The organism is Microvirga guangxiensis (assembly GCF_900102135.1).
Lineage (GTDB): Bacteria > Pseudomonadota > Alphaproteobacteria > Rhizobiales > Beijerinckiaceae > Microvirga > Microvirga guangxiensis.
Genome location: NZ_FMVJ01000010.1, coordinates 31,231 through 52,311, shown reverse-complemented (window position 1 = coordinate 52,311; position 21,081 = coordinate 31,231). Strand labels below are relative to the sequence as shown.

The 21,081-nt window shown below is 59.3% G+C and carries 15 protein-coding genes, 1 tRNA gene and 2 pseudogenes; 5 read left to right on the top strand and 13 right to left on the bottom strand.

Annotated elements, in window-relative coordinates:
* Positions 1–58: 58 nt before the first annotated feature.
* Complete coding sequence (locus BLP10_RS16640) at positions 59–706, bottom strand: autotransporter outer membrane beta-barrel domain-containing protein (protein WP_280141115.1); 648 nt, start codon at positions 704–706, stop codon at positions 59–61.
* A 90-nt stretch (positions 707–796) separates the two neighbouring features.
* Here BLP10_RS16640 and BLP10_RS16635 point away from each other — a divergent pair.
* Positions 797–1,072, top strand: a pseudogene (locus tag BLP10_RS16635) (transposase); the annotation flags it as partial.
* A 261-nt stretch (positions 1,073–1,333) separates the two neighbouring features.
* Here BLP10_RS16635 and BLP10_RS16630 read toward each other — a convergent pair.
* Positions 1,334–2,365, bottom strand: a complete 1,032-nt coding sequence (locus BLP10_RS16630) for an IS110 family RNA-guided transposase (RefSeq protein ID WP_091137273.1) — start codon at positions 2,363–2,365, stop codon at positions 1,334–1,336.
* Between the two features lie 47 nt (positions 2,366–2,412).
* Here BLP10_RS16630 and BLP10_RS16625 point away from each other — a divergent pair.
* A pseudogene (locus BLP10_RS16625) lies at positions 2,413–3,297 on the top strand (IS3 family transposase); the annotation flags it as partial.
* Between the two features lie 486 nt (positions 3,298–3,783).
* Here the strand turns inward: BLP10_RS16625 and BLP10_RS16620 are convergent.
* Together BLP10_RS16620 and BLP10_RS16615 are read right to left on the bottom strand one after the other, a co-directional pair.
* Entirely contained in the window at positions 3,784–4,338 is a 555-nt protein-coding gene (locus tag BLP10_RS16620) for a GDSL-type esterase/lipase family protein (protein WP_091137073.1), read from the bottom strand.
* 379 nt (positions 4,339–4,717) lie between these two features.
* Complete coding sequence (locus BLP10_RS16615) at positions 4,718–4,978, bottom strand: hypothetical protein (protein WP_091137070.1); 261 nt, start codon at positions 4,976–4,978, stop codon at positions 4,718–4,720.
* Here BLP10_RS16615 and BLP10_RS16610 point away from each other — a divergent pair.
* Positions 4,977–5,378: a hypothetical protein gene (locus tag BLP10_RS16610; RefSeq protein WP_091137066.1), complete on the top strand. Its 402-nt coding sequence runs from the start codon at positions 4,977–4,979 to the stop codon at positions 5,376–5,378. The two genes, BLP10_RS16615 and BLP10_RS16610, sit on opposite strands and share 2 nt — an antisense overlap.
* 1,025 nt (positions 5,379–6,403) lie before the next feature.
* On the opposite strand, the gene BLP10_RS16605 is transcribed toward BLP10_RS16610, so the two are convergent.
* From BLP10_RS16605 to BLP10_RS16575, 7 genes are all read right to left on the bottom strand, one after another.
* Complete coding sequence (locus tag BLP10_RS16605) at positions 6,404–7,582, bottom strand: pyridoxal-phosphate-dependent aminotransferase family protein (RefSeq protein WP_091137064.1); 1,179 nt, start codon at positions 7,580–7,582, stop codon at positions 6,404–6,406.
* Between the two features lie 110 nt (positions 7,583–7,692).
* Positions 7,693–8,781 (bottom strand): NAD/NADP-dependent octopine/nopaline dehydrogenase family protein, encoded by a 1,089-nt coding sequence (locus BLP10_RS16600; RefSeq protein ID WP_091137061.1) that lies wholly within the window; start codon positions 8,779–8,781, stop codon positions 7,693–7,695.
* Positions 8,782–8,806: 25 nt separating this feature from the next.
* Positions 8,807–9,928: an NAD(P)/FAD-dependent oxidoreductase gene (locus BLP10_RS16595; protein WP_091137059.1), complete on the bottom strand. Its 1,122-nt coding sequence runs from the start codon at positions 9,926–9,928 to the stop codon at positions 8,807–8,809.
* A gap of 40 nt (positions 9,929–9,968) precedes the next feature.
* On the bottom strand, positions 9,969–10,766 hold the full coding sequence (locus BLP10_RS16590) for an ABC transporter permease (protein ID WP_091137057.1): 798 nt from the start codon (positions 10,764–10,766) through the stop codon (positions 9,969–9,971).
* Positions 10,763–11,626, bottom strand: coding sequence for an ABC transporter permease (locus tag BLP10_RS16585; protein WP_091137055.1), 864 nt, complete (start codon positions 11,624–11,626; stop codon positions 10,763–10,765). The genes BLP10_RS16590 and BLP10_RS16585 overlap by 4 nt, the downstream gene beginning before the upstream one ends.
* Positions 11,619–12,698 carry an ABC transporter ATP-binding protein gene (locus BLP10_RS16580; protein WP_091137052.1) on the bottom strand — a complete coding sequence of 360 codons (1,080 nt, stop codon included), beginning with the start codon at positions 12,696–12,698 and terminating at the stop codon, positions 11,619–11,621. Before BLP10_RS16580 ends, BLP10_RS16585 begins: the two co-directional genes overlap by 8 nt.
* A gap of 57 nt (positions 12,699–12,755) precedes the next feature.
* Positions 12,756–13,709 (bottom strand): ABC transporter substrate-binding protein, encoded by a 954-nt coding sequence (locus tag BLP10_RS16575; protein WP_210183632.1) that lies wholly within the window; start codon positions 13,707–13,709, stop codon positions 12,756–12,758.
* Between the two features lie 378 nt (positions 13,710–14,087).
* On the opposite strand from BLP10_RS16575, the gene BLP10_RS16570 reads away from it, so the two are divergent.
* Complete coding sequence (locus BLP10_RS16570; protein WP_091137047.1) at positions 14,088–15,044, top strand: LysR substrate-binding domain-containing protein; 957 nt, start codon at positions 14,088–14,090, stop codon at positions 15,042–15,044.
* A gap of 572 nt (positions 15,045–15,616) precedes the next feature.
* Here the strand turns inward: BLP10_RS16570 and BLP10_RS23225 are convergent.
* A tRNA-Lys gene (locus BLP10_RS23225) sits at positions 15,617–15,690 on the bottom strand.
* 406 nt (positions 15,691–16,096) lie between these two features.
* Positions 16,097–17,776, bottom strand: a complete 1,680-nt coding sequence (locus tag BLP10_RS16560; RefSeq protein WP_091137042.1) for an MFS transporter — start codon at positions 17,774–17,776, stop codon at positions 16,097–16,099.
* Positions 17,777–18,492: 716 nt separating this feature from the next.
* On the opposite strand from BLP10_RS16560, the gene BLP10_RS16555 reads away from it, so the two are divergent.
* Positions 18,493–19,428, top strand: coding sequence for a recombinase family protein (locus BLP10_RS16555; protein ID WP_091137040.1), 936 nt, complete (start codon positions 18,493–18,495; stop codon positions 19,426–19,428).
* The last annotated feature ends 1,653 nt before the right edge of the window (positions 19,429–21,081 follow it).

Here is a 21,081-nt window from a genome sequence, read left to right as displayed (position 1 = left end):
ATTGAATACTCCCCTGACATTGGCAGCTCACACCATTCGCACATCGGCCTGACTGTTCTCACCGGGTCTCAAAGTGCCAGGTAAAGCTGCCTTTCACCGCATGCTCCTGAGCCCGCTTGCCGATCTGACTGGCATAAGGCACGCCAAGCGTCATATTCTGACCGATCTGCCAGTCGAGGCCCGCCTCAGCCACAAAGGCGTCACGGTCGATGGGAATGCCTGCAGCGCTGAAGGCCGAGGCTCCGCCAGAGAAGGCAAACAGGGCCGAGGGGTTCACGTTGCCAAAGGCATGCCGCCATCCGACCATGCCATGCACGGTCAGCGGGAGATCGAGGCCGAGCTTCGCCTCGGTGCGCAGGCCGAGAGTGGTCGTGCCGAGATCGTAGGTGAGCCCGTATCCGGTCAGGACCGCCGCACCACCTTCTTCCTGGAACCCGTCCAGGCGCAGGCGCATGACCGAGGCACCAATAAACGGCTCCAAGGTCAGTCCGCCGAGATCAAATGCGTAGCCCACCTCGCCGAAGGCCATCAGGCTCAAGCCGTCATAGGACGAACCCACGCGGTCGCCAAATCCCGGGACGGTGATCGTGCGGTTCACGTCCACATTATGATGGGCATAGAGAGCGCCGAGCCGGACATTGATCGCATCCCACTTCGCGGCCCCGTAGATCAAGCCAAAGACCGTCTCGTTCGTCCCCGACGACAGCCGACCGCGACGCCGATGCGGTAGTGACCTGACTGGGTGGAATTGGACCAGGTTGATTGAGAGGATTGACCTGGAACCAAGGAGCTCAAGATGCCGAAGAAGAGGTTCAGTTCGGAGCAGATCATCGCCAAGTTGCGGCAGATCGAGGTGCAGCTCGCCCAGGGCAAGAGCATCGCGCTCGCCTGCAAGGACGCCGCCATCTCGGAGCAGAGTTACTTCCGCTGGCGTAAAGAGTACGGCGGTCTGCAAATCGAACAGGCTAGGCGCCTGAAGGATTTGGAGCGGGAGAACGCTCGCTTGCGCCGGCTCGTCGCCGACCTCTCGCTGGAGAAGCAGATCCTTAAGGACATCTCGCAGGGAAACTTGTTCTCTATTCGGGGCTCATAGGTCAACTCCCTTATGCGTGCTTCCTTCGGCTGCAGATGAATGGTCCTGCGGAGCTCTTGCTTCTCTCCGAGGTCGGCGATGCAGCCGCCTCATGATGGGATCAGAAGGAGTGGGCGGAGCCATCTAAGCCGCGCGATCAGCCGAAGCTATCGCTCCAGTTTCCCCGGTCTCGCCCACTCCCTTCGTCCCCGCAGGGACCTTCTCCGTGCCGGAGAAGCTCAGAACGGATTTGGGCTCAACTCATGCGGCCGCTGACCAGCGGAAGTCCGTCTCGTCCCGCCACATCCGATGCAGCACGATGGCGAGCTTGCGTGCGACCGCCACGATTGCCTTTTGCATGCCGCGGCGCCGTGCAACGGCAACACCCCAGGCCTTCAGCGCGCTCCAGCGGCTCCGGGGACCCGTGAGCAGGACGAGAGCCGCCTCATAGAGGGAGGCTCGCAGCATCGCATCCCCACACTTGGAGATCCGGCCTATTCTGGCTGTCTCGCCAGATTGGTAGAGGCGCGGGGTAAGCCCATAATGGGCCCCGACGCACTTGGAGCGACTGAACCGCGCTGGATTGTCGACGCACGTCCGGTAGGTAAGAGCGACCACCGGCCCTACACCTGGTGCTGTCATGAGGCGGCGGCAGATGGGATCAGCCCGGACAAGATCCAGGAGCATCTTGTGGAGCTTGATGAGTTGTGCTCGCAGCGCTGAGCGAGCCTCCAGCAGTGGAACGATGACGGATGCGATGAACACATGGCCAGCCACGAGCTCCCGCACACGTGTCTCAAAGCCAACGGCTCCGACTATGCCAACCTTCAGCCCGAAGTTGCGCAGCTGTCCCCGCAAGTCGCTCTCAATATCGTAAACCTTGCGCTGAAGGAGCTTACGCGAGGTCAGAAGCAGGCGCCGCTGCTGGCTTGCTGGCGTCTTCACGTGGACCGGCTTGAACAGGCCCACCCGCATCATCTGTGCAATGCCGAGGGCATCATTACGATCAGTCTTGTTGATCCGAGCCGATAGTGCCGCATGCATATGCCGGGTCTCAACACAGATTGCCGGCAAGCCTGCCTCGATCAGGCCGGCGTAGAGCCAAGGTGAGAGCGGGCCGGCCTCAAGACCGATCCGGCTGAACTCGTATCCTAGGCTGAGGAGGCATTCACTGAGCACCTTCGGGTCGCTTTCCACGAGGGCGCGGTGAACAATACAACCGTCCTTATCAAGGACGCAGAGGGCCGTCTCCTTAACCGAGACGTCGAGACCGACGAAGTGCTGCATGGCGATGCTCCTGGTTGAGATCGGATGCCATCCTGCCACGGTTCCCGTAGCGCGACGCGCCCCGAATACCCCATCTAAGCCCCGAGCGGCGCCGGCAGGTGGTCAGCCGCATCCGGGAGAAGTACGGCCTCTCGGAGCGCCACGCCTGCCGCATCGTCAGCCAGCCCAGGGGAACACAGCGTTATGTGCCCACCCTCCGGGCTGACGAGGATGCCCTGACCCAAGCCATCATCGCGCTCGCCTCGCAGTATGGGCGGTACGGCTACCGGCGGATCACCGCCCTGCTGCAGCGGATCGGCTGGAAGGTGGGGCGGGATCGGGTTCAGCGCATCTGGCGCCGCGAGGGGCTCAAGGTCCCCAAGAAGCACAAGCCGCGCGCTCGGCTGTGGCTTAACGACGGCTCCTGCATTCGGCTGCGGCCCGAGCGAGCCAATCACGTCTGGAGCTTCGACTTTGTTGAGGGGCACACCCATGATGGACGGAGCCTGCGGATCATGACGCTCATCGATGAGTTCACGCGAGAATGCCTGGACCTGAGGGTGGCACGGCGGATCAACAGCTTCGGGGTGATCGAGACGCTGGCGGCCGCCATGCTGACCAAGGGCGTGCCTGAACATGTGCGCTGCGATAATGGGCCTGAGATGGTCGCCCGAACTTTGCGGGAGTGGCTGGCACAGCTCGGGACCAAGCCCCTGTACATCGAGCCGGGCAGCCCGTGGGAGAACGGGTACTGTGAGAGCTTCAACGGGAAACTCAGGGACGAGTGCCTGAAGCTGGAGATCTTCTACAGCCTGAAGGAGGCTCAGATCGTGATCGGCGCCTGGAGGGATCACTACAATCGCGTGCGGCCTCATTCATCCTTGGGCTATCGGCCGCCCGCACCGATGACAATGGAGGCCATCTCACAGCAGCTACCCACATCCGCAATCATGCAGTAGGCTCTCAGTGAGCCTGGTCCAAAACCCCGGTCAGGTCACTGAGAGGCAGTGTTTACCCGCGTAGCAAATTCGAACAATGCAATCTGGCCTGCCATAAGAAGCCAGTCTCTCTGCGCCTTACAGTCTTGACCCAAATCGGCACTAGCTTCTGAAATAAGCAGTATAAGTAGCGTCTGCAGACCCTCACCCTATCCAACGCCACCCCAGTCGATCCCTACGCCTGCGAGGGTGATCTCAATGTTGGAAACTCCAGCATCGGAGAGGGCACAGAAGGCGCGTTTGTTTGAGACGCAATCGCTCGGGCTTCCGGTTAGAGAAGCTCGCAACGGAACGAGTTCGCCGGCAGGGTGCCGACTTCAAGACTGCTTACCTGTCGCTCCTTAATGAGCGGCGGAGCGAAGGAGCGACTGAGAAAGCTCCAAACGGCACAACGAAGAGATCGGCTCACGTGCTCGTGCGGCGACCGAGCCGAGCGGCACACTCCCATTAACGCGATGCACGTCCTCCTATTGCCGCAATGACCTGGGGTAGCAGACGTGCTGCAACAGCACGATGCGCTTCTGGAGTTAGATGTCGCCGATCACCCTGCCGGTTCTCGTCCGGCAACCCGCCAAACCTAGCCATAATCACGGGGATGCCACGCGCGCGGAGTTGAGCTCTGATCTGAGCCACGCTCGCATCGTGTTCCTCTTGGCTAGCACATGTGCCACGACGCCGTTGTTGACAGCCACGTAGATCATTCCCACCAGGATTGAGGATAACCACACGTGTCCCCGCCGGCACCGAAGAGTTGAGACGGCCCAACATCCCTTGTGGTGTGTCACCACTGATTCCGGCGTTAATCACCCTCACGTCATAGCCATTCGCCCGAAGCATAGCCTGCAACTGAGCAGGAAAAGCCTGTTCCTGCGATGATAAGCCTTTGCCTTCTGTGTTGCTTGCGCCAATTGCCACGATTGTGGTGGTCTGAGCGCTTGTCGCCAATGTGGTGAACAGCAGTATAGGTACCGAAAGAACAGTAGGAAGTATATGGCACTTCATTGTCGTTCTCCTACTAGGCTCTGACAGCTGCGAAGCTAGGGCAATGACATCGAACTCATGGGCACACAGTGCACTAAAAGGCACGAAGACTTTATCATATGTCATTTCTATTCCGCATGCACTGAACAATTCCCCACCAATAGCGGCTTTCCCTGAAGATACGTTTCGATACTGCCACGTCCGGCACGATGTCCTCACCATCAACACCGTCACGAGCATACTCTACACCGGCCGCAGGGATCGCTGCAGCCGAGCTGCTCTCGAGCAATACCCCAGTCCTGAGACCAGCGGAGCTAGCGCAGAAGACAAAGGCTAAGCCGATTGCCTAGCGCCTACTTTCCCTATCCTGTCCTCCGCATAATCCCCCTTTAACCGGATCCTATTCCTCGTCTTCCAAGAGATCGATGAAGGTAGAGGATTCATTGCCGAGCCAGAGTTGCTCCTTCCGGCGCATGGCAGGACGGTTGGCAGGGTTGTTCTCCTTCAGGAGAGCGGCCGCTATCGCCGGGTTGAGAAGCGCTCGATCAAGCAAGCGGCTGAAGGTCTGTTCCCTAGCCTTGCCGACTACGCGCCGGGCAGCGGTCGCGGCGATACTCAGCCCGAAGTATGGCACGCCGATCTGGCCGCGTTGAACGGCCATGGCACGGCTCGAGAGGGTCTCCATCGAGAGCGCCGGAGAATGGCCCACGTTCAAGCCCTGCGCCGTTCCGCTCGTGTTGGGCGCTGCTGCCGGTGCCCCACAAGGCCGCGAGCCAAGGTGGCAGGGAGCTGTCGCAGGCCTGTATGTCATCGATGGCCTCGATCACCCTTTCCAAGCGCACAGACCTCATGTGCAGCAAAATGTCGTCGTCTTCGTCGGTGGTCTCAGCTATCCACCGCACTCCGTCGCAGAAGATTGTGTAGCCGTTGTAGTCGCTATCGTAGCGCATGTGCACCTCAAGGCTTGGGTCAGGGAATCCTACATCGGTGTGGGCGCGAACACGACGCCTCTTTCAAGGGATTCTTGCATCTTCCTCGAAGACCGTCCCACAATGACCTGACCGGCCGAACATGTTTCCTGCATTGTCCGAAAATTCCAGGTCACATTTTTTATAAAACCCTCCCCGGGCACTCTGGGGGACCCATGCGGACCATTGCGATCTGCAAAAGACGCTTTTTCAACCTGGCTTCGCCCTCGATACAAAAGCGCCTCTCGTGAGGTTCAGGCCCATTTTTCGTCTGCCAAAAAGGCGGTAAAACTTGATCGCGCAAACTGATGCTGCCGGGACTTTCATAAGCTCCGGCAAGCCTGAGAACAGGCACAGCGTCAAGGATAAATGCTTGCCATCAGACCGGACGTTGAAAATCCTCGCAACACGTCACGAAAGGTGCCCTAAAAGAGCCGTCGGAATTCAAATTTGCAGGGCAGCTAATGACGAAATCCCTGCGACGCAAGGTTTCATGACACACATTTAGGTCGCAGAAATTCAAGCTGAGGTTTGATTTCCAAAGCCCGTGACGTTGATTTTAGGAGAACCGCCCGCTGCGCTCGATGGGCAGTGGCGTGACGTGAAAGCAACATCGCCGGATCTGTGACTTCCAGCTTTACCCTGCATTACACACCTAGAAAGGTGTTTTTTCGGAGTATCCGGCGGCCTTTTGGGGAGTGAAATGCAGCAGCTCAGTCAGGCTGAGCCTATGGTGACCGATACTGCGAGACTGTGAGCCGCGTTCGCTTGGAATAGGATTTATCCCGTCCTTGCCTCAAGGCAGGAACTGGTTGTCCGATGCGTGAATCCAAATTGGATTCTCGTGAAGCCGGGAGTAGTAACGTAAACTGGTAGCTGCAACTTCGAGGTCTGGGAGCGGCACCACTTGTTTTGCGGAAGCGGGAAGGCTTGGGCTGTTTAAGCGTCTGCGCCGGGAATCAACACAGACTACCAAGCACAATGCTGGCTCGGTGCAAATATACCACCTCCCCATCTTTGTTCAGAAGCATCCATCGCTCTCGTCACCGGCATAGCGAACACTGCTATCGTGAAGTGACGTTAGTGTGAGCCTGTCCACGGGAGTATTGTCTTTCGGGTCACGATGCTCCCGCATTGCCTACCAGGAATCCAAGGGCTGCATTGGTTCCCCCGGAGCGATGCGGAACGCCGCAAGCGCGCAATCCCATTTCGATCGCCGAAAGGGTTCCCATAACCGCCGGTGCGCTGAAATCTCCGAGATGCCCGATACGAAACACCTTGTCAGCCAATTGCCCAAGTCCGTTGCCAAGCGACAGGTTAGAGCGGGACAGGATCTCGGCACGCAAAGCATCGGCAGAATGCCCTTCAGGTAACCGAACAGCCGTGAGGGATGACGAATACTCTGCAGAATTGCTGCATTGAATCTCAAAACCCCAATGCTCGATGCACCGGCGGGTGGCTTCCGCTGCTCTGTCATGACGGGTAAAGACGTTTTCGAGGCCCTCCTCATGCAGCAAGCCGATGGCGACGCGCAATCCCTGCAGCAGATTGGTGGAGGGCGTGTAGGGGAAGAAACCCTTGGCGTTTATGGTGATCATCTCCTCCCAATCCCAGAAGGCGCGCGGAAGCCGTGCCGTCCGGCTCGCGGCGATAGCTTTGGGAGACAAGGCGTTGAAGGAAAGGCCAGGCGGAAGCATGAGTCCTTTCTGGGAACCGCCGACAGCCACGTCGACTCCCCATTCATCGTGCCGATAGTCGATAGAGCCGAGGGATGAGATCGTATCGACCAAGAGCAATGCATCATGGTTGGCGTCGTTGATGGCGCGCCTCACAGCAGCGACATTGGTCACCGCACCGGTCGAGGTTTCATTATGGACGACGGCGACCGCTTTGATCGCGCCTTGCTTGTCTTCCTTCAAACGCTCGCGGATCGCATCTGCATCGGCGCCACCGCGCCAATCGCCTGCGATGACTTCGACCTCGATCCCGAGTCGCTTGGCCATCCGGCTCCAAAGCGTCGCGAACCAGCCAGTTTCATACATCAGCACCTTGTCGCCAGGCGAAAGGGTGTTCACGAGAGCAGCTTCCCATGCTCCTGTCCCTGAAGCGGGATAGATGACGACAGGATGCTCAGTTTTGAAGATCGTCCGGATCCCCGAGAGCACCGCCATGCCAAGACGGGAGAATTCGGGGCCGCGGTGATCGATCGTGGGCATTGCGATCGCCGAGAGGACGGGCAGCGGAACATTCGTCGGGCCAGGGATCTGCAGGAAATGGCGGCCGGGCTGATATGTCATTGTGTGTTTCCTCCTGGCTTCCTGTGCAGCAATCAAAGGGCGGCCAGAAGCTCTCATGGTTGAGAGAGATCCAAGGATCATCCCTTGGATCTCGGCGTGCATCTCTCGGCTCAGGCCATGGCGGGTGTCTTCCACCCGTGCTCGACGATTTCGTTAAGCATCGCGACGCTCATCTCCTGCACGCCGATGGCTGGCAGCAGGTCGTTCTCGGCGCTGAGGTCCCGACCGTAGAGGGCCGAGAAAATCGCCATCCCGGCCTCGTGGAGCCGCATGTCGATCCCGAGCATGCGTCCGAGAACCAGGTTCTGCTGCAAGCCGAACGGAACATCCTCAAGGACGTAGCGCGTGTCGATGGTCGCCGGTCCAGCTGTCCGCTCGGTGCGGGTCACGAGCAATCGTGCTGTCTCCCCGATCGGGGCGTCAGGCACCCCATACGTGAGTGAGTAATGCTCCCGCATGGTCCGAACGTTGCGTCCGAGCTTCGCAGCGATGGCGAGCCTTTCCGCATCAATCGCTTCCAACAGGCGCCCGACCGCGTCAGTCATGTTCTCCGTCTGCCCCCAATCCTCCCCGCGCTCCATGCGGGTGAGGTTGCACAAGGCCAGGGCCATGTGGCTCTGCGGATTGACATTGCTGAGCGCGATGGCGAGCACATCCGCGCGCTGGACAAACCGCTCGCCAAATAAGGCAACGCACGTCTGGAGGCCGCGTTCGCTCTCGGACACAGGAAGCGTCGCGATATCCACTTTGCCACGAAGGGTGGCTATCTTGACAGAGGTCAGCGAACGCTGCCGCGCCCGCAGCACCGTTGTGCTCCAAGCCACAATGGGGATCGATAATCCCCGTTCGGCGAGGAGCTTGGCCAGATAGAGGGCGCCAAGCGAAGAATGCGAGCTGATTACGACGACTTGGCCGGCGGCGAGGTGTGGCGCCATGGCGTCCATCGCCGCACGATGGCCGTTGGTGGGCATCGCCAGCAGGATCACATCCGCGCCAGCTACGGCCTCAGCGCACGTGGTTGCTACTGTAGGATTGAAGGTCCCTTCGACAACTCCCTCGCTCGTCAGTGGCTGCCCCTTTGCCAGCTCGGCCGTCCTCCGCCCCGACGGTGACCACAGCACGGGCTGATGGCCGCTCTGCGCCAGCACCGCCGCGCTGCCGAAGGCAACGGCACCCGCTCCAATAATTCCGATGCGCATGGCGCTCTCCTTGTCCGGCTGTCGATCAGTTGAAGAAACGGCTGGGGCGAAAATCGGCGAGTTCTGGCCGGGTGCGGTTGTTGATCACCTCATCGGCCACCGCCTCGCCGATAAACGGTCCAAGCGTCACACCGCTATGTGTTACCGCGACATAGTAGCCGTCGAGATGGGGCACGGGGCCGATCGCTGAATAGGAATCCTTTGGGATGGGACGGATGGCAATGCGCACGGCCTCGACTTCAATCTTCTCAAGAGCCGGGATCGTTTTCCTCGCGCGCCTTAGCAATTCCTGTGCCTGTGGGTGATCAGTGGTCGGAGCAGCGTCTGCCGCAACAAGTTTATCGAGTTCGTTGGAGCGCAACATGAAGCGGCCGCCGCCATCAGGGCGCATGTTGACGAGGGGCGTACGCAGGGCCCGCTTGAGCTTGACGCCTGCCGCCTGTGTGTAGGCGATAAGGCCCACCGTCGGCGCCAAGGGAATCTGGTACTCCTTCTCCGAGGCGACGTCGTTGGACCACCGCCCGGAGCAGTTGACGACAATATCCGCCGTACGAACCGTTCCGTCGGCAAGGACGACGCCATCACACCGTCCGGCCGTGATCTTCAGGCCTGTGACCTTTGCATCAACAAGAGTCAGCCCATACCGCTCCATCGCGCCGCCGACGACGGATCCCGCATAGACGACGGCATCACACCATCCGTCCTTGGGATAGAGGATCACCGGAGCGTTACCCACCACCTCGGAGTTCAGTTCGGGCTCAAGCCGGTGGAGGTCATCATGGGAGAGGCGTTCAGCTGGATAGCCCCAGGTCTGCAACTGCCTTAGCTTGTCGAGCGGCTCCGCGGAGTCTCTACCACCTGCTTCTGCTTCTGCGCCCTGCCATTGAATGACACCCGGGCGATGGTACCAGTTGGCATCGGAAAATTCCTCGAGAATGCGCGCGTGGGCCTCGCGACCGGCGAAGTTGAGGCGGTAATAGGCCTCAGAGGACAGCTTCTCGCAGGCATTCACCCACGCGAAGGTTACGCGGGATGTACCACCCCCCACCCCACGTTCCTCGATCAAAGTGACGGATGCGCCGGCTTGCGCAAGGCGATAGGCGACTGATGAGCCGACGATGCCGGCACCTACGACGATAGCTTTCATCGTTTTAATCCTGAAGAGTAGATTTCGTGATGAGGGGATGTCATTTCGTTGGTCCAACCAGCATGCGGTCGAGGCCGTAGATCCGATCGACGACGAACATGAGCAGGAAAGTTCCGAAGATGACGACCGTCGACACAGAGGCGACGAGGGGATCGATGGATTCTTCGATGTAGTGGTAGATGCGTACGGGAAGCGTCATAGAGGACGGCGTCGCGACGAACACGGTCATCGTGACCTCATCGAAGCTCTGAATGAACGAGATTACCCAGCCGCCAGCGACACCCGGAATCATCATAGGCAGGACAACTCGCTTGAAGACCGTCCAATTGCTCGCACCGAGAGAAACGGCTGCCCTTTCGAGAGCGGGATCGGAGGCGGTGAGCGAAGCCAGGACTAGGCGGAGCCCATAAGGAAAGATCACGAGCACGTGGCTGCCGAGAAGAGCCGCAAAGGATCCCGTGATGCCGGCCTGCGTAAAGAAACGGAGGAACGCGACGCCCAGCACCACATGCGGGATGATCAGCGGCGACAGGAAGAAGGCCACCAAACCGTCCCGTCCCGGGAACCGATAGCGCGACAAAGCAAGCGCTGCCGGCACGGAAAGCAGAATTGCGAGGGTCGCGGCGATGACGCCCAGGAGGATGCTCAAGCCAAAGGCATTGATAAACTGCTGGTTGTTGAGGATGGCATAGAACCATCGCAGTGAAAGCGTTGTCGTGGGCAGTTTGAGCAAATTGTCCGGTGTGAACGACATCCAGATCACCACGGCGAGCGGCGCAATCATGAACACCACGAACAACGCGTGGAAAAGCAAGGCAAGAGGGCCATTCCGGTTCATCGGGTGCTCCTCGCATAACGCCGTTCGAGCAGGTTGTTATACGTCAGCATGATCGTGGCGTTTACGACCAGCAGCACGACCGCGATCGCCGCGCCAAGGGGCCAATTGAGTGTGCCGAGGAACTCGTCATACGTCGATGTCGCCACCACCTTCAGTTGGCGGCCGCCGATGATCGCTGGGGTCGCGAAGGCGCTTGCGGCCAGCGCGAACACGATTAGCGATCCTGAGAGAACGCCGGGGATGATCTGCGGCAGGATGATGCGGCGGAATACGGTCGCCTCACTCGCGCCAAGTGACAGAGCCGCCTTTGAGACCCGTGGATCGAGGCGCTGGAGCGAGGCCCACACAGAAATCACCATAAAGGGGACGGAGACATGGACGAGCGCGATCACAACCCCATGGGTGGTGTAAAGAAGCGGGATTGGACCAGCACCAATTCCGAGAGCAGCGAGGGTCTCGTTGATGACACCGTTCCGTCCGAACAGAAGCGCCCATCCAAGGGTCCGAACCACGACCGAAATCAGCAGCGGACTGAGTGTAACGATCAGGAAGATCGACCGCCATGGAGGCTGCATCCGCGACAGAAAATAGGCCTCGGGCGCGCCGATCAGGATGCATAAGATGGTTGTCGCGCAAGCAATACCGATCGTGCGTAGAAAGATCGTGTGGTAGTAGGGGTCGCCTAACGCATCGAGATAATTGCCAAGCGTGAAGCCCCCGATGGCGCCTGTGTTGAGGTCATAGTTCTGGAAGCTCAAGACGACCGTCATCGCGAGCGGCACTACGAGCAAGGCTGTGAAGAGCAGCATCGCTGGCAGGCTCAGGGCATAGGGAGCGCTCTGTCGTCTGGTTTTAGTCATGGCTCGCCTCGCGAGGAAGAAGCGCTGCGTCTGCCGCTGACCAGCTCACGCCGACCGGTTGTCCCTCGACGAAGCTCGGTGCGCCGCGATGGAGTTCGCAGACGAGCACGGTCCCGGCCGGCGTATCGACAACAAAGAGCCAAGAGCTCCCCTGAAACACGCGCGAAATTAGAGTCCCCCGCAGCATCCCATCTTCCTGAGAAGTGGATAGGGAAATCTTTTCCGGACGCAGAGCGAGCACGACTTGGGCACCCTTGGCGAGCGAGGGAACGGCGGCGACGGAGAGCGGCCTTTCTCCGCCTCGGAGCGACACCAGGGCCCTCTCGCCCTCCACTGCGACAATCTCCCCGAAGAGCTGGGACGACTTGCCGACAAAGGACGCAGCAAACTGGGTATTGGGGCTGTCATAGAGGGTCAGAGGATCGGCGAGTTGCACGATGCGGCCAGCGTCCATCACCGCGATGCGGTCGCAGGTGGCGAGCGCCTCTGCCTGATCATGGGTGACCATGACAGTTGTAGTGCCGACCCGACGCTGGATCGCGCGCAGTTCCACCTGCATCTCCTCGCGCAGCTTCGCATCAAGGTTGGAGAGTGGCTCGTCAAGGAGCAGCAGAGATGGCTCAATGGCCAGCGCGCGAGCGACTGCGACACGCTGCTGTTGTCCCCCTGAAAGCTGGCGCGGGTAACGATCGGCCAGGTGCTCCAGGCGCACGAGGTCCAACGCGCTCCGCGCGCGCTTTTCACGCTCAAGTCGGGGCATCCTGCGCATTTCCAAACCGAACGCGACATTCTCGGCGATCGTCATGTGCGGGAACAGGGCATAGCTTTGGAAGACAACCCCCATTCCGCGCTTGTTAGCGGGGACACCTGCGAGATCGCGCCCGTCCAGAGCGATGCGCCCACTGGTCGCTTCCTCAAAGCCGGCGATGATATTCAGCGTCGTCGTCTTGCCACAGCCTGAAGGGCCAAGGAGGCCAATGAATTCGCCCTGCGCAATCGACAAATCGATTCCGTTGAGCGCAGTAAACGCTCCGAATCGCTTCACGAGCGATTCGATGACAATCTTGCTCATCTTGTATTTGCCTTGTGCGGGCGACCTGCCGATCTCGGCAGGCCGCTCTGTCGATCTCTAGCGCTCGATTTCGCGATTCCAGCGCTGCGTCCAGGCGGCGCGGCTCTGGTTCACGGTTGGCCAGTCGATCTTCACAAGCTTGGAGACGGCTTCCTCGCCGAAGGGGACCCCCTCGGCCTCTGCAGTGGTCAGCTTCGTGGTTTTATTCACTGGGCCGTACCCATTTCCAGCGAGGATCTTCTGGACGTCCGGCGAGAGCATATACTGCACGAATTTCTGCGACAGGTCCGGCACATCGCTGTCCACCACCGGGCACATCGTAACCATGAGAGCCACGTTGCCCTCCTTCGGCTCGACGATCTTGATCGGCAGACCCGCCTTCTGAAGTGCGACAGCGCGCGAACGTGCCACAACAGTCATCGCGATCTCGCCGTTCTGCAGGAGTTCCTCGATTTTTGGGGCGGAGGGCGCAAAGGTGAGCATGTTTGGGCGAATCTTGTCACGGTAGGCGACGAAGCCCGGCTCAATATCCTTCTCGCCCCCACCATTGGCGCGAGCCACCAGGATCAAACCGTGCAGACCTGTCGTGCTCGCAGCGCCGAGCAGCGAAACCTGCCCCTTGAAGGCAGGATTGCCGAGATCGCTCCAGGAGGTCGGCGCCGGCCAGCCCTTCTCAGCGAAGATCTTCTCATTATAGACCGGGCCTGTTGCGCCGATCCCAAAGGCGATCGCTTTCTCATCGAGCTTGGCGATTGGATAGACGTCGTCGAGAACGGCCGCCTTTTCGATGGGCGCGCAGAAGCCGAACTGCACGGCTTGATACATTGGACCGTCGTCAACGATGGCAACGTCGATTTCCTGCTTGCCGCGCTGTGCCTGCAGTTTGGCGAGCGTTGCCGTCGACTGTCCAGCAACGTACTCGACCTTGACGTTGTTAGCTTTCTCGAAGGGAGGAAGCAGCGTCTCGCGCATCGCTTTTTCGAAAGAGCCGCCGTACCCGGCAACGTACATTGTCCTCGGCTCTTGAGCTTGCGCGGCGCCTGAAATTGCGCCGGCAGCAACGAGCGCTGATACGCATGCAAATACCTTGGAGCTGTGATTCATATCGTTCCCCTTGTTGGTCCTGCACGCTGACGCCCGATGCCCCTCGATCGCTTGCGAATGGCAAGCTCCGCGAGATCGGTCTCTTCCCGTTAAACCATCCACCGGACGTCGTTGCAGGTCGTGTTTCAGTCTCGGGGAGTAGCACGATATGTCAATTGCATAATTGATTATCCCATTATACAGATCTGATATGACCATCGCACACCGTGCAGTCATTTGTCCGCATCCGATTTGGGCAGATGATGACTTCTGCATCATCATGTTTGGGCATTAAGATCTGGTCCGATGCACATCAGCCACCGCCATCTCCAAGCCTTCCAGGCTGTCATTCTGACCGGTGGGTTCACCAAAGCGGCACGTCTCCTGAGAACGTCGCAGCCCGCCATCAGCCGTCTCATCAAGCAGCTGCAAGACGATGTTGGGTTTTCACTCTTCGCGCGCATTGATGGGCACACAGTACCGACCGCCGAGGGCCAACTGCTTTACCAGGAGGTGGAGCGCTCGTTTCACGGCCTCGACAAAATCATCCACCGCGCATCGCAGATTAAGGAGCAGCGGATCGGCCACTTGCGCATCGTAAGCATGCCAGCTCTCGCCCAGACCTTTCTGCCACGCGTCCTGTCGCGATTCCTGAAACGCCGCCCGGGTGTCATGGCTTCCCTGCAGGTTCAACGGTCCGAAACCATCGCTGCTTCCATGACGAGCCAGCAGTTCGACATTGGTTTTGCGATGCTGCCCTTCGAGAGGCCAGGGCTGGACGTAGAGGTCTTTGACCGCGCCGCTGGCGTCTGCGTGCTGCCGAAGACAAGCCCCCTCGCCCAGAAGCCGTATGTGGAGGCCCGGGATCTTGCAGGGGCCTCGTTCATTGGCTATGGCCCTAACAGCCTCGTCCAGCGGTCTCTGGAAAGGGTGCTCAGCGATGCTGACGTTGCCTATCAAGTGCAAGTCGAGACGCCAATTACCGCCATTGCCTGTCAGCTCGTCAAAGAAGGTTTAGGTGTGACTATTGCCGATCCCTTCACGGCTGAGACCTTTGCCGAGCAAGGGCTGGCAGTCCGACCTTTCCTGCCGGAAGTGACTTTCAATTTCGGCGTCTTTTACCCAGCCAACAGTCCACGCTCCTCCCTCGTCCTCGACTTTTTCCTTGAGGCGCAGGAGGAGCGCCAAGCGATCCTGAAACGCTCCGTGACCCTGATGAGAGGAAATCGCGGGACCCGAGGCAAACCACAGACTGGACTATGAACCCGGAAATGCCTTGCGCCACTGCATGGCGTTGATGCTTCACCGCCGAAGTGCGGGAGAGCCGGGAGAATGCCCGAGCTGCATGCCCCGAGCGGCCGGTTTCAGACGCCATTTAGTCTTAGCGCATGAGATCGAACTGCACGCCCTGGCCTGCAATGCGGCTCGCGATAGGCTCGCCATGGCCTGAATCTAGCACCGAGAGATCATGGTGCTGAATAGCTGTCTAGAGAGCGGCGCAGAAGCTCGGCCGGAGCCAAAGCTCGATCGCGTGACGATCACTCACGGCCTGAACACGAAGCGTTGACCACCGCGCGCCGAGCAAATTCGGGCTCTGCAGCGTGGGTCTCGGATGCATAGCTCTTTTGGAGAGATTTTGGAGAAATATGCTCAGACCTGCTGGGCTTGCCAGCTAAGCCCTTGAAACCTTTGGCGCTCCCTAGGGGACTCGAACCCCTGTTTTCGCCGTGAGAGGACGAGTAAAAAAGCACCCATTAGTGCGCACGGGGTGCGCACGGCGGATTGTGCAAACCTTCTGATCCGATCTCAATGCGCCGGTAAGTCATTGAGAAATATGGTGAGCGCGCTGGGACTCGAACCCAGGACCCTCTGATTAAAAGTCAGAGCCTCTCTCAGCAACTCTATGCCCTTAGGAAGGGGTCGCCTTCATCAGGTTCTGGAACCTAACGTGGATTACTGAAAAAGGTATCCTCTGCCGCTCGTCGTCCGTCAGCTGCCCAATCGGAGCACTCCAGCACCGATCGGATGTCAGGCTCTCCACTTCTGCCGTCTTTAACACAGGCCCATCCTCGTCCCAGCTCACGGTCAGTTCGGCATGGCGCAACTCCCTAAGGTGTCGGTCCTCTCAACCAGTGCTGGTCAGCATACCTGACACCACTTGCATGCCGAACTGCGTTCTTGCGTCACTTTGCAACCACACGTCTTAGCCCATGTCCGGCCTGTGCCTCGTACTCGCATTAGCCAAGAGTGGTCATCCACGGATACGATTGAAAACTCACTCCGGCTAGGCAGCTCGCAGGTGCAGTCACATGATCCTAGGATGACCGGGTCGGATCCGTCAGGGGCTCGGCCAAATCATGGGTCTGAGCTCCAGGTTCCGGGGTTAGCCCACCGGTCTGGCGCTCGATCATGCGTCGCACCCGCGGCTTGTCCGGCCCCTGATGCAATTCCCTGAGCCGCTCGCCCACGGTAGCGTCTGCCTGCGTGATGCGCTGGTTGTGCCGCACGTAGTCCAGCCAGGTCGGGTTATGGTATCGCTCGACCCAGATCTCAGAGTTCTCCAGATCCCGCAGCAGGGTCCAATGGCGAGCGCCGTCCCGCCGCCGGATCCGCTGTCGCTCGGCCATCACGGCGAGGAAGGCCACCACATTCTCCTCTCGGATCCGGTACTCGATCGTGATCACGATGGGGCCGCTGCGCGGTAGAATGTCGACAGCAAGATCAGGCTCTCTCCACCGGTCCAAGGGATCGAGGTTGAGTGTCTTCAACTCGGGCAAAGGCAGCCACAGACCGACGGCGGCTCCAGTAACCAGCACCACCGCCGCGATCAGAAGAGCATCCCCCGTTCCGTAGTGCTCGGCCGCCACACCCCAAATCCAGCTGCCGAAGGCCATGCCGCCGAAGGTCGCCATCTGGTAGAGCGCGAGAGCGCGGCCGACTACCCAACGCGGCGAGGACAGCTGCACGGTGGCGTTGAAGCTCGAGAGCGCGAGCACCCAACTCGCCCCACCCAGAGCCATCGCAATGATTGTCAGAAACGCGAAGGGGCTTAGTCCCCCAACAGTTGCGCACAAGGCAAAGCTGAGGAAGGCAATACGCACGAGAGCCTCAAGCGACAGGGCCTGCCTCAGACGAGTGCTGAGAAGAGCCCCACCAACCGCTCCGATGCCGAAGGCACCAAGGAGGAGGCCATAAGTGAGTGGCCCTCCTTTGATCAGATCTCGGGCAATGAGCGGCATCAGGGCCTGCACTGCGATAGCCGCGACGCCGAACATCGCACCTCGCAGGAGTACCACGCTGAGATTGGGAGACATGGCAACATACCGGATCCCGGCCGCCATAGCGGCCCCGAGGGTCTCGGGTGGCAACACTCTAGGTGGCTTGGCAGGCTGCCAGCGGGCCAGAACGGCAATCAGCCCAATATAGCTGAACGCATTGACCGCAAAGGCTGCGAAGGCACCGATCGTTGCGACGATGATGCCGCCGAGCGCAGGGCCGACGCTGCGAGCGATGTTGAAGCCCATGCTGTTGAGAGCGATCGCTGCTGGCAAATCGCTGCGGGGGACCATCTCGCCTACCAGCGACTGCCAGGCGGGGCCATTGAAGGCGGTGCCGCAGCCGACCAGGAAGGTGAAGGCCAGCAGGAGCCAAGGTGTCAACACTCCGACATAGGTGCATAAGGTCAAGGCGACCGACACCGCCAGCAGGAAGAGCTGCGAGGTGAGCATGAGCTTGCGCCTGTCGAAGTTGTCGGCGATGGCACCGGCCATGAGCGAGAACAGCATGATCGGCAGCGTCGTTGAGGCTTGCACTAGGGCAATGAGATCAGCCGATGCACCGATGGAGGTCATTAGCCAGGCCGCTCCCACCGACTGGATCAGTCCGCCGAAGTTAGAGGCGAGGCTGGCAATCCAGACAGCCAGAAAGATGCGATGCCGGAATGGCGCCAACGAGGATGTTCGCCCACCCGTTCGCGCAGTGTCCTGGAATGACATTGAGAACTCTATGTGAGGTGCGGGCCAGAGCCAGCCCAGGGCAGCTATGTAGGGCCAGCAGGGTGGCGTACTAGGGTGGAGATGCGGTTGCCGAACATGGCCGGGACTAGGATTGTTTCCACGTTCATGAGTTTGGCGCCAAAGGAGCCATGCACTCGCTCTGTCGCGAGACCAAATGATCTTGTGAGGCTGACTGGCACTGGCGGCCAAGCCAGACGTCTCCAGCCTTGCATCGAAGCACCGGATGACAATCGTGACTGTCTCTATGAGAGCCACGACGGTCTCCCTCAGCAGATCCGACATGGCAGAAGTACGGGGCGTCAGTTGCTCTTCACCGAACATCCCTGCCCTGCTTGCGAAAGCCGAGCTTGCGTCTTCAGACTAAGCCATTGATGCAGCATACTATTGGTTAGCCAAGAGAAGTAAAGTCAGGGTTGAATACGATGGGAGACGGAGCCATTCGGCTCTCTGCAAAGCAGCATGCGCAACAGTCGAGTGTTGTGCTATCGACGGCGCGTCCGCGGACGGTTCAGGATCCAACGAAGCCGCAAAATGGCTCGAGAAGTCCTTGTTTTAAGCCAGTTTCGAAGAGCTTAGGAAAGCCCTCCTCTCTCCCTCTGGTTAACAGAATTGCCTAAAAGACGTCTTCAAACGATCAGTTGCTCGCAGTGAACGAAAGTGTACAAGTGGCTGCAACAGGCTTCGGAATCCGATTGATGGCCCCTCCCCTCTCGAAAAATCGGCTCATTGGCTATGCCCGCATATCGACGGAGGATCAGGCGCACGATGCGCAGCTCGACGAGTTACGCGCGGCCGGGTGTGCTGAGATCCATCAGGAACATGGCTCCGGCGCAAGCCGCGCCCGGCCGGTACTGGCGCGGATTGTCCGCGATATCAAGCCGGGCGAGGTCCTTGTCGTTGTCCGCCTCGACCGTCTTGCGCGCTCGGTGAGCCACCTCTTGGAGGTGATCGAAACGCTTGAAGCCAAGAAGGCTCACTTCCGTTCCTTGCGCGATCCTATCGATACCTCGACGCCGCAAGGAATATTTTCATTGCATGTGCTTGGCGCGGTGGCCCAACTCGAGCGGTCGCTTATCTCAGAACGTACGCGGGCGGGGATCAAGGCAGCTAAAGCCAGAGGCCGGAAGCCAGGGAATCCAGGGATGCGCGAGCGCCGGCCAGACGCCATCCGGAAGATCACCCTTGCTCGGGAGAAGGTCTATCTCAACGAGTTGATCGCTGGCGCGGATCGATGGATGCCAACGGTGCGTCGTATGCGGCCACATCAGCCCTGGGAGGATGTAGTCCGCGTGCTGGCGAACAGTGGGCAATCGTGGACTGTGGCCCGCCTGCGGCGTGCCGTGGGCAAGCTGGTGTCGCAGCATATGGCAGACTCTGTCCTCCTCAGGCCTGCCCCACGCAAGAACCCAGAAGACCGGCTCATGATACTGATCGCGGGCATTGCTATGGCAGACTCAGGCCTCTCGCTCCGAGAGATTGGAGCGCAACTTGAGCGCATGCGGGAGCGTACGCCGCGGGGCGGCCTCACCTGGTCGGCCTCATCCGTGAAGAAACAGCTCGACCGGGCTCGCGAAGCAGGGTTGGTTCTGCCGGCGTCTCTCCACGGAGAGGTCCAGCACTCTAAGAAGTAGTGCAAGCCAACGTCTTGATCCGAGGGAGGGTCTAACATGATGCGATAGCGGAGGCGCCGATTGTGAGTGGTTCGTTTTCTGCGCCAACCTTGCTCGTTCGCTAAGAAAGGCTTGGCTCCTCCCCTGCTCCGAAGCGTCATGTCGAAAAATTGGAGTTCCAAACATCAAGCAGCGAGAACAATGCCATAGCACTTCGGGGTGTGCCGAAGATGCTTTCACCATTTAGCTGGTGACACGTCAGCAGTCATGCGGAGCGCCAGCTCCACCGCCGCTCCGTGAGCTTTGGCGTGCGCTCATGGAGAGAAGTCTTGTAGAAGCAGCGAGCAGATCCGGAAGCTGACGTCGGTGGAGTTGGCGGCCGCCAACTCTTGCAGAACGCCCCTGAAGCAGCTTCTCTGAGTGTCATGTGCTGATAATCGGCGGACTACCGAGTGATTCAAAGGCGGCTCGGGGCGACTATTCGAGTGTGCGGCCTAGGTCTGGCCTTTCCCTATGACTTAGATAGCCAAAACTTAATTCGTGAACTTCTTTCAAAGAGTGAGCAGCCGTCTTTTACTACGAGATGGCATCCCCCCGACCAAGTATGAGCTAACCGCTCTGCCAACTAGGTATCGTGCAACGCAGGACGCTTGGTTAGGCCTGAGCCGTTTATTTCTCTTCCGATCTAATGGGCGGTTGGCGGCCGCCAACTTCTACGCGGCGCGAAAACGGGTGGTCCGTGACAACTCCCGTTTCACCGCAGCAACCTCTGACAATTTTGTACCACCGCTGCCATATCAAAATTCACCGGTTGCTGTCGCTCTTTGGTAACTACGCAGGTTGTGTCAATACCGCAGCGCAGCGTATCTCTCTCGAATATGAACCAGGTCCACGTCTTTGTCCCGGCTGATGAATGTACCTGGTTTCACTCAATCTTCTGGGAAGCCTGCCAGCTGAAGGCCGACGCAGAATCTCATGATCCACGTCCAAGTGAATCGCGGCTCCTATACTTCGATCTTTTCGGGGAACAACAGAGTCGTGATGGCAAACTAAATCGTACGCAGAACCCAGGTGTTCTATGGATGCCCTCAGGTGGGGTGACCTCCGCAACGCCATCTGATCTCCTGACCGCGTTACAATCGCAGCGTCATAGTCGAAAAGTGCTCAGTCCTCACCCGACATACCAAAGCTGTTCTAGGTAGATCTGTGCTCATGTCGATCTGACGCCCTGCATGACGTTGATGGAGCGCTGAAAATGATCCTCCTTGCCACGGGTCGAGCGGCTCTTCAGACGCTGGACTCCAGGATGGGTTCTCAACTCCCAGCCCCGTCTAGGTGCCAACTGATTTACTCGTGAGAAGCAACGAAGGCGCCAAAAAGAGACTGTCTGATAACTACCAGGCCGCCAGAGGTGAAGCGCCGGGGCGAGACAGACTTCCTCGTGCTGGGCTGCAACCTTGCAACGATTAACTGCCTGATGGCAGGCGTCAACTCAATCTGGTGCAGAACCGCATCGTATGGTCAGTATCTAATACCCAGATCGACCACTCTTTCCTTCAGAGTATCCGCCGGTCGAGGGCTCTCAACTCCTAAGCGAGCAGCGGGCAAGTGTAATCTTATGCGGTGCAGGCAGAGGCGCCTAAAGCAATCATAGAGATCCTAGACCGGATAAGT

Excerpts from the sequence above, each read along its gene's own strand:
- BLP10_RS16620 (WP_091137073.1), bottom strand. The coding sequence starts at position 4,338 with ATGAAGTGCCATATACTTCCTACTGTTCTTTCGGTACCTATACTGCTG.
- BLP10_RS16610 (WP_091137066.1), top strand. The coding sequence starts at position 4,977 with ATGGCACGGCTCGAGAGGGTCTCCATCGAGAGCGCCGGAGAATGGCCC.
- BLP10_RS16615 (WP_091137070.1), bottom strand. The coding sequence starts at position 4,978 with ATGGCCGTTCAACGCGGCCAGATCGGCGTGCCATACTTCGGGCTGAGT.
- BLP10_RS16605 (WP_091137064.1), bottom strand. The coding sequence starts at position 7,582 with ATGACATATCAGCCCGGCCGCCATTTCCTGCAGATCCCTGGCCCGACG.
- BLP10_RS16600 (WP_091137061.1), bottom strand. The coding sequence starts at position 8,781 with ATGCGCATCGGAATTATTGGAGCGGGTGCCGTTGCCTTCGGCAGCGCG.
- BLP10_RS16595 (WP_091137059.1), bottom strand. The coding sequence starts at position 9,928 with ATGAAAGCTATCGTCGTAGGTGCCGGCATCGTCGGCTCATCAGTCGCC.
- BLP10_RS16590 (WP_091137057.1), bottom strand. The coding sequence starts at position 10,766 with ATGAACCGGAATGGCCCTCTTGCCTTGCTTTTCCACGCGTTGTTCGTG.
- BLP10_RS16585 (WP_091137055.1), bottom strand. The coding sequence starts at position 11,626 with ATGACTAAAACCAGACGACAGAGCGCTCCCTATGCCCTGAGCCTGCCA.
- BLP10_RS16580 (WP_091137052.1), bottom strand. The coding sequence starts at position 12,698 with ATGAGCAAGATTGTCATCGAATCGCTCGTGAAGCGATTCGGAGCGTTT.
- BLP10_RS16575 (WP_210183632.1), bottom strand. The coding sequence starts at position 13,709 with ATGTACGTTGCCGGGTACGGCGGCTCTTTCGAAAAAGCGATGCGCGAG.
- BLP10_RS16570 (WP_091137047.1), top strand. The coding sequence starts at position 14,088 with ATGCACATCAGCCACCGCCATCTCCAAGCCTTCCAGGCTGTCATTCTG.
- BLP10_RS16560 (WP_091137042.1), bottom strand. The coding sequence starts at position 17,776 with ATGTCATTCCAGGACACTGCGCGAACGGGTGGGCGAACATCCTCGTTG.
- BLP10_RS16555 (WP_091137040.1), top strand. The coding sequence starts at position 18,493 with ATGGCCCCTCCCCTCTCGAAAAATCGGCTCATTGGCTATGCCCGCATA.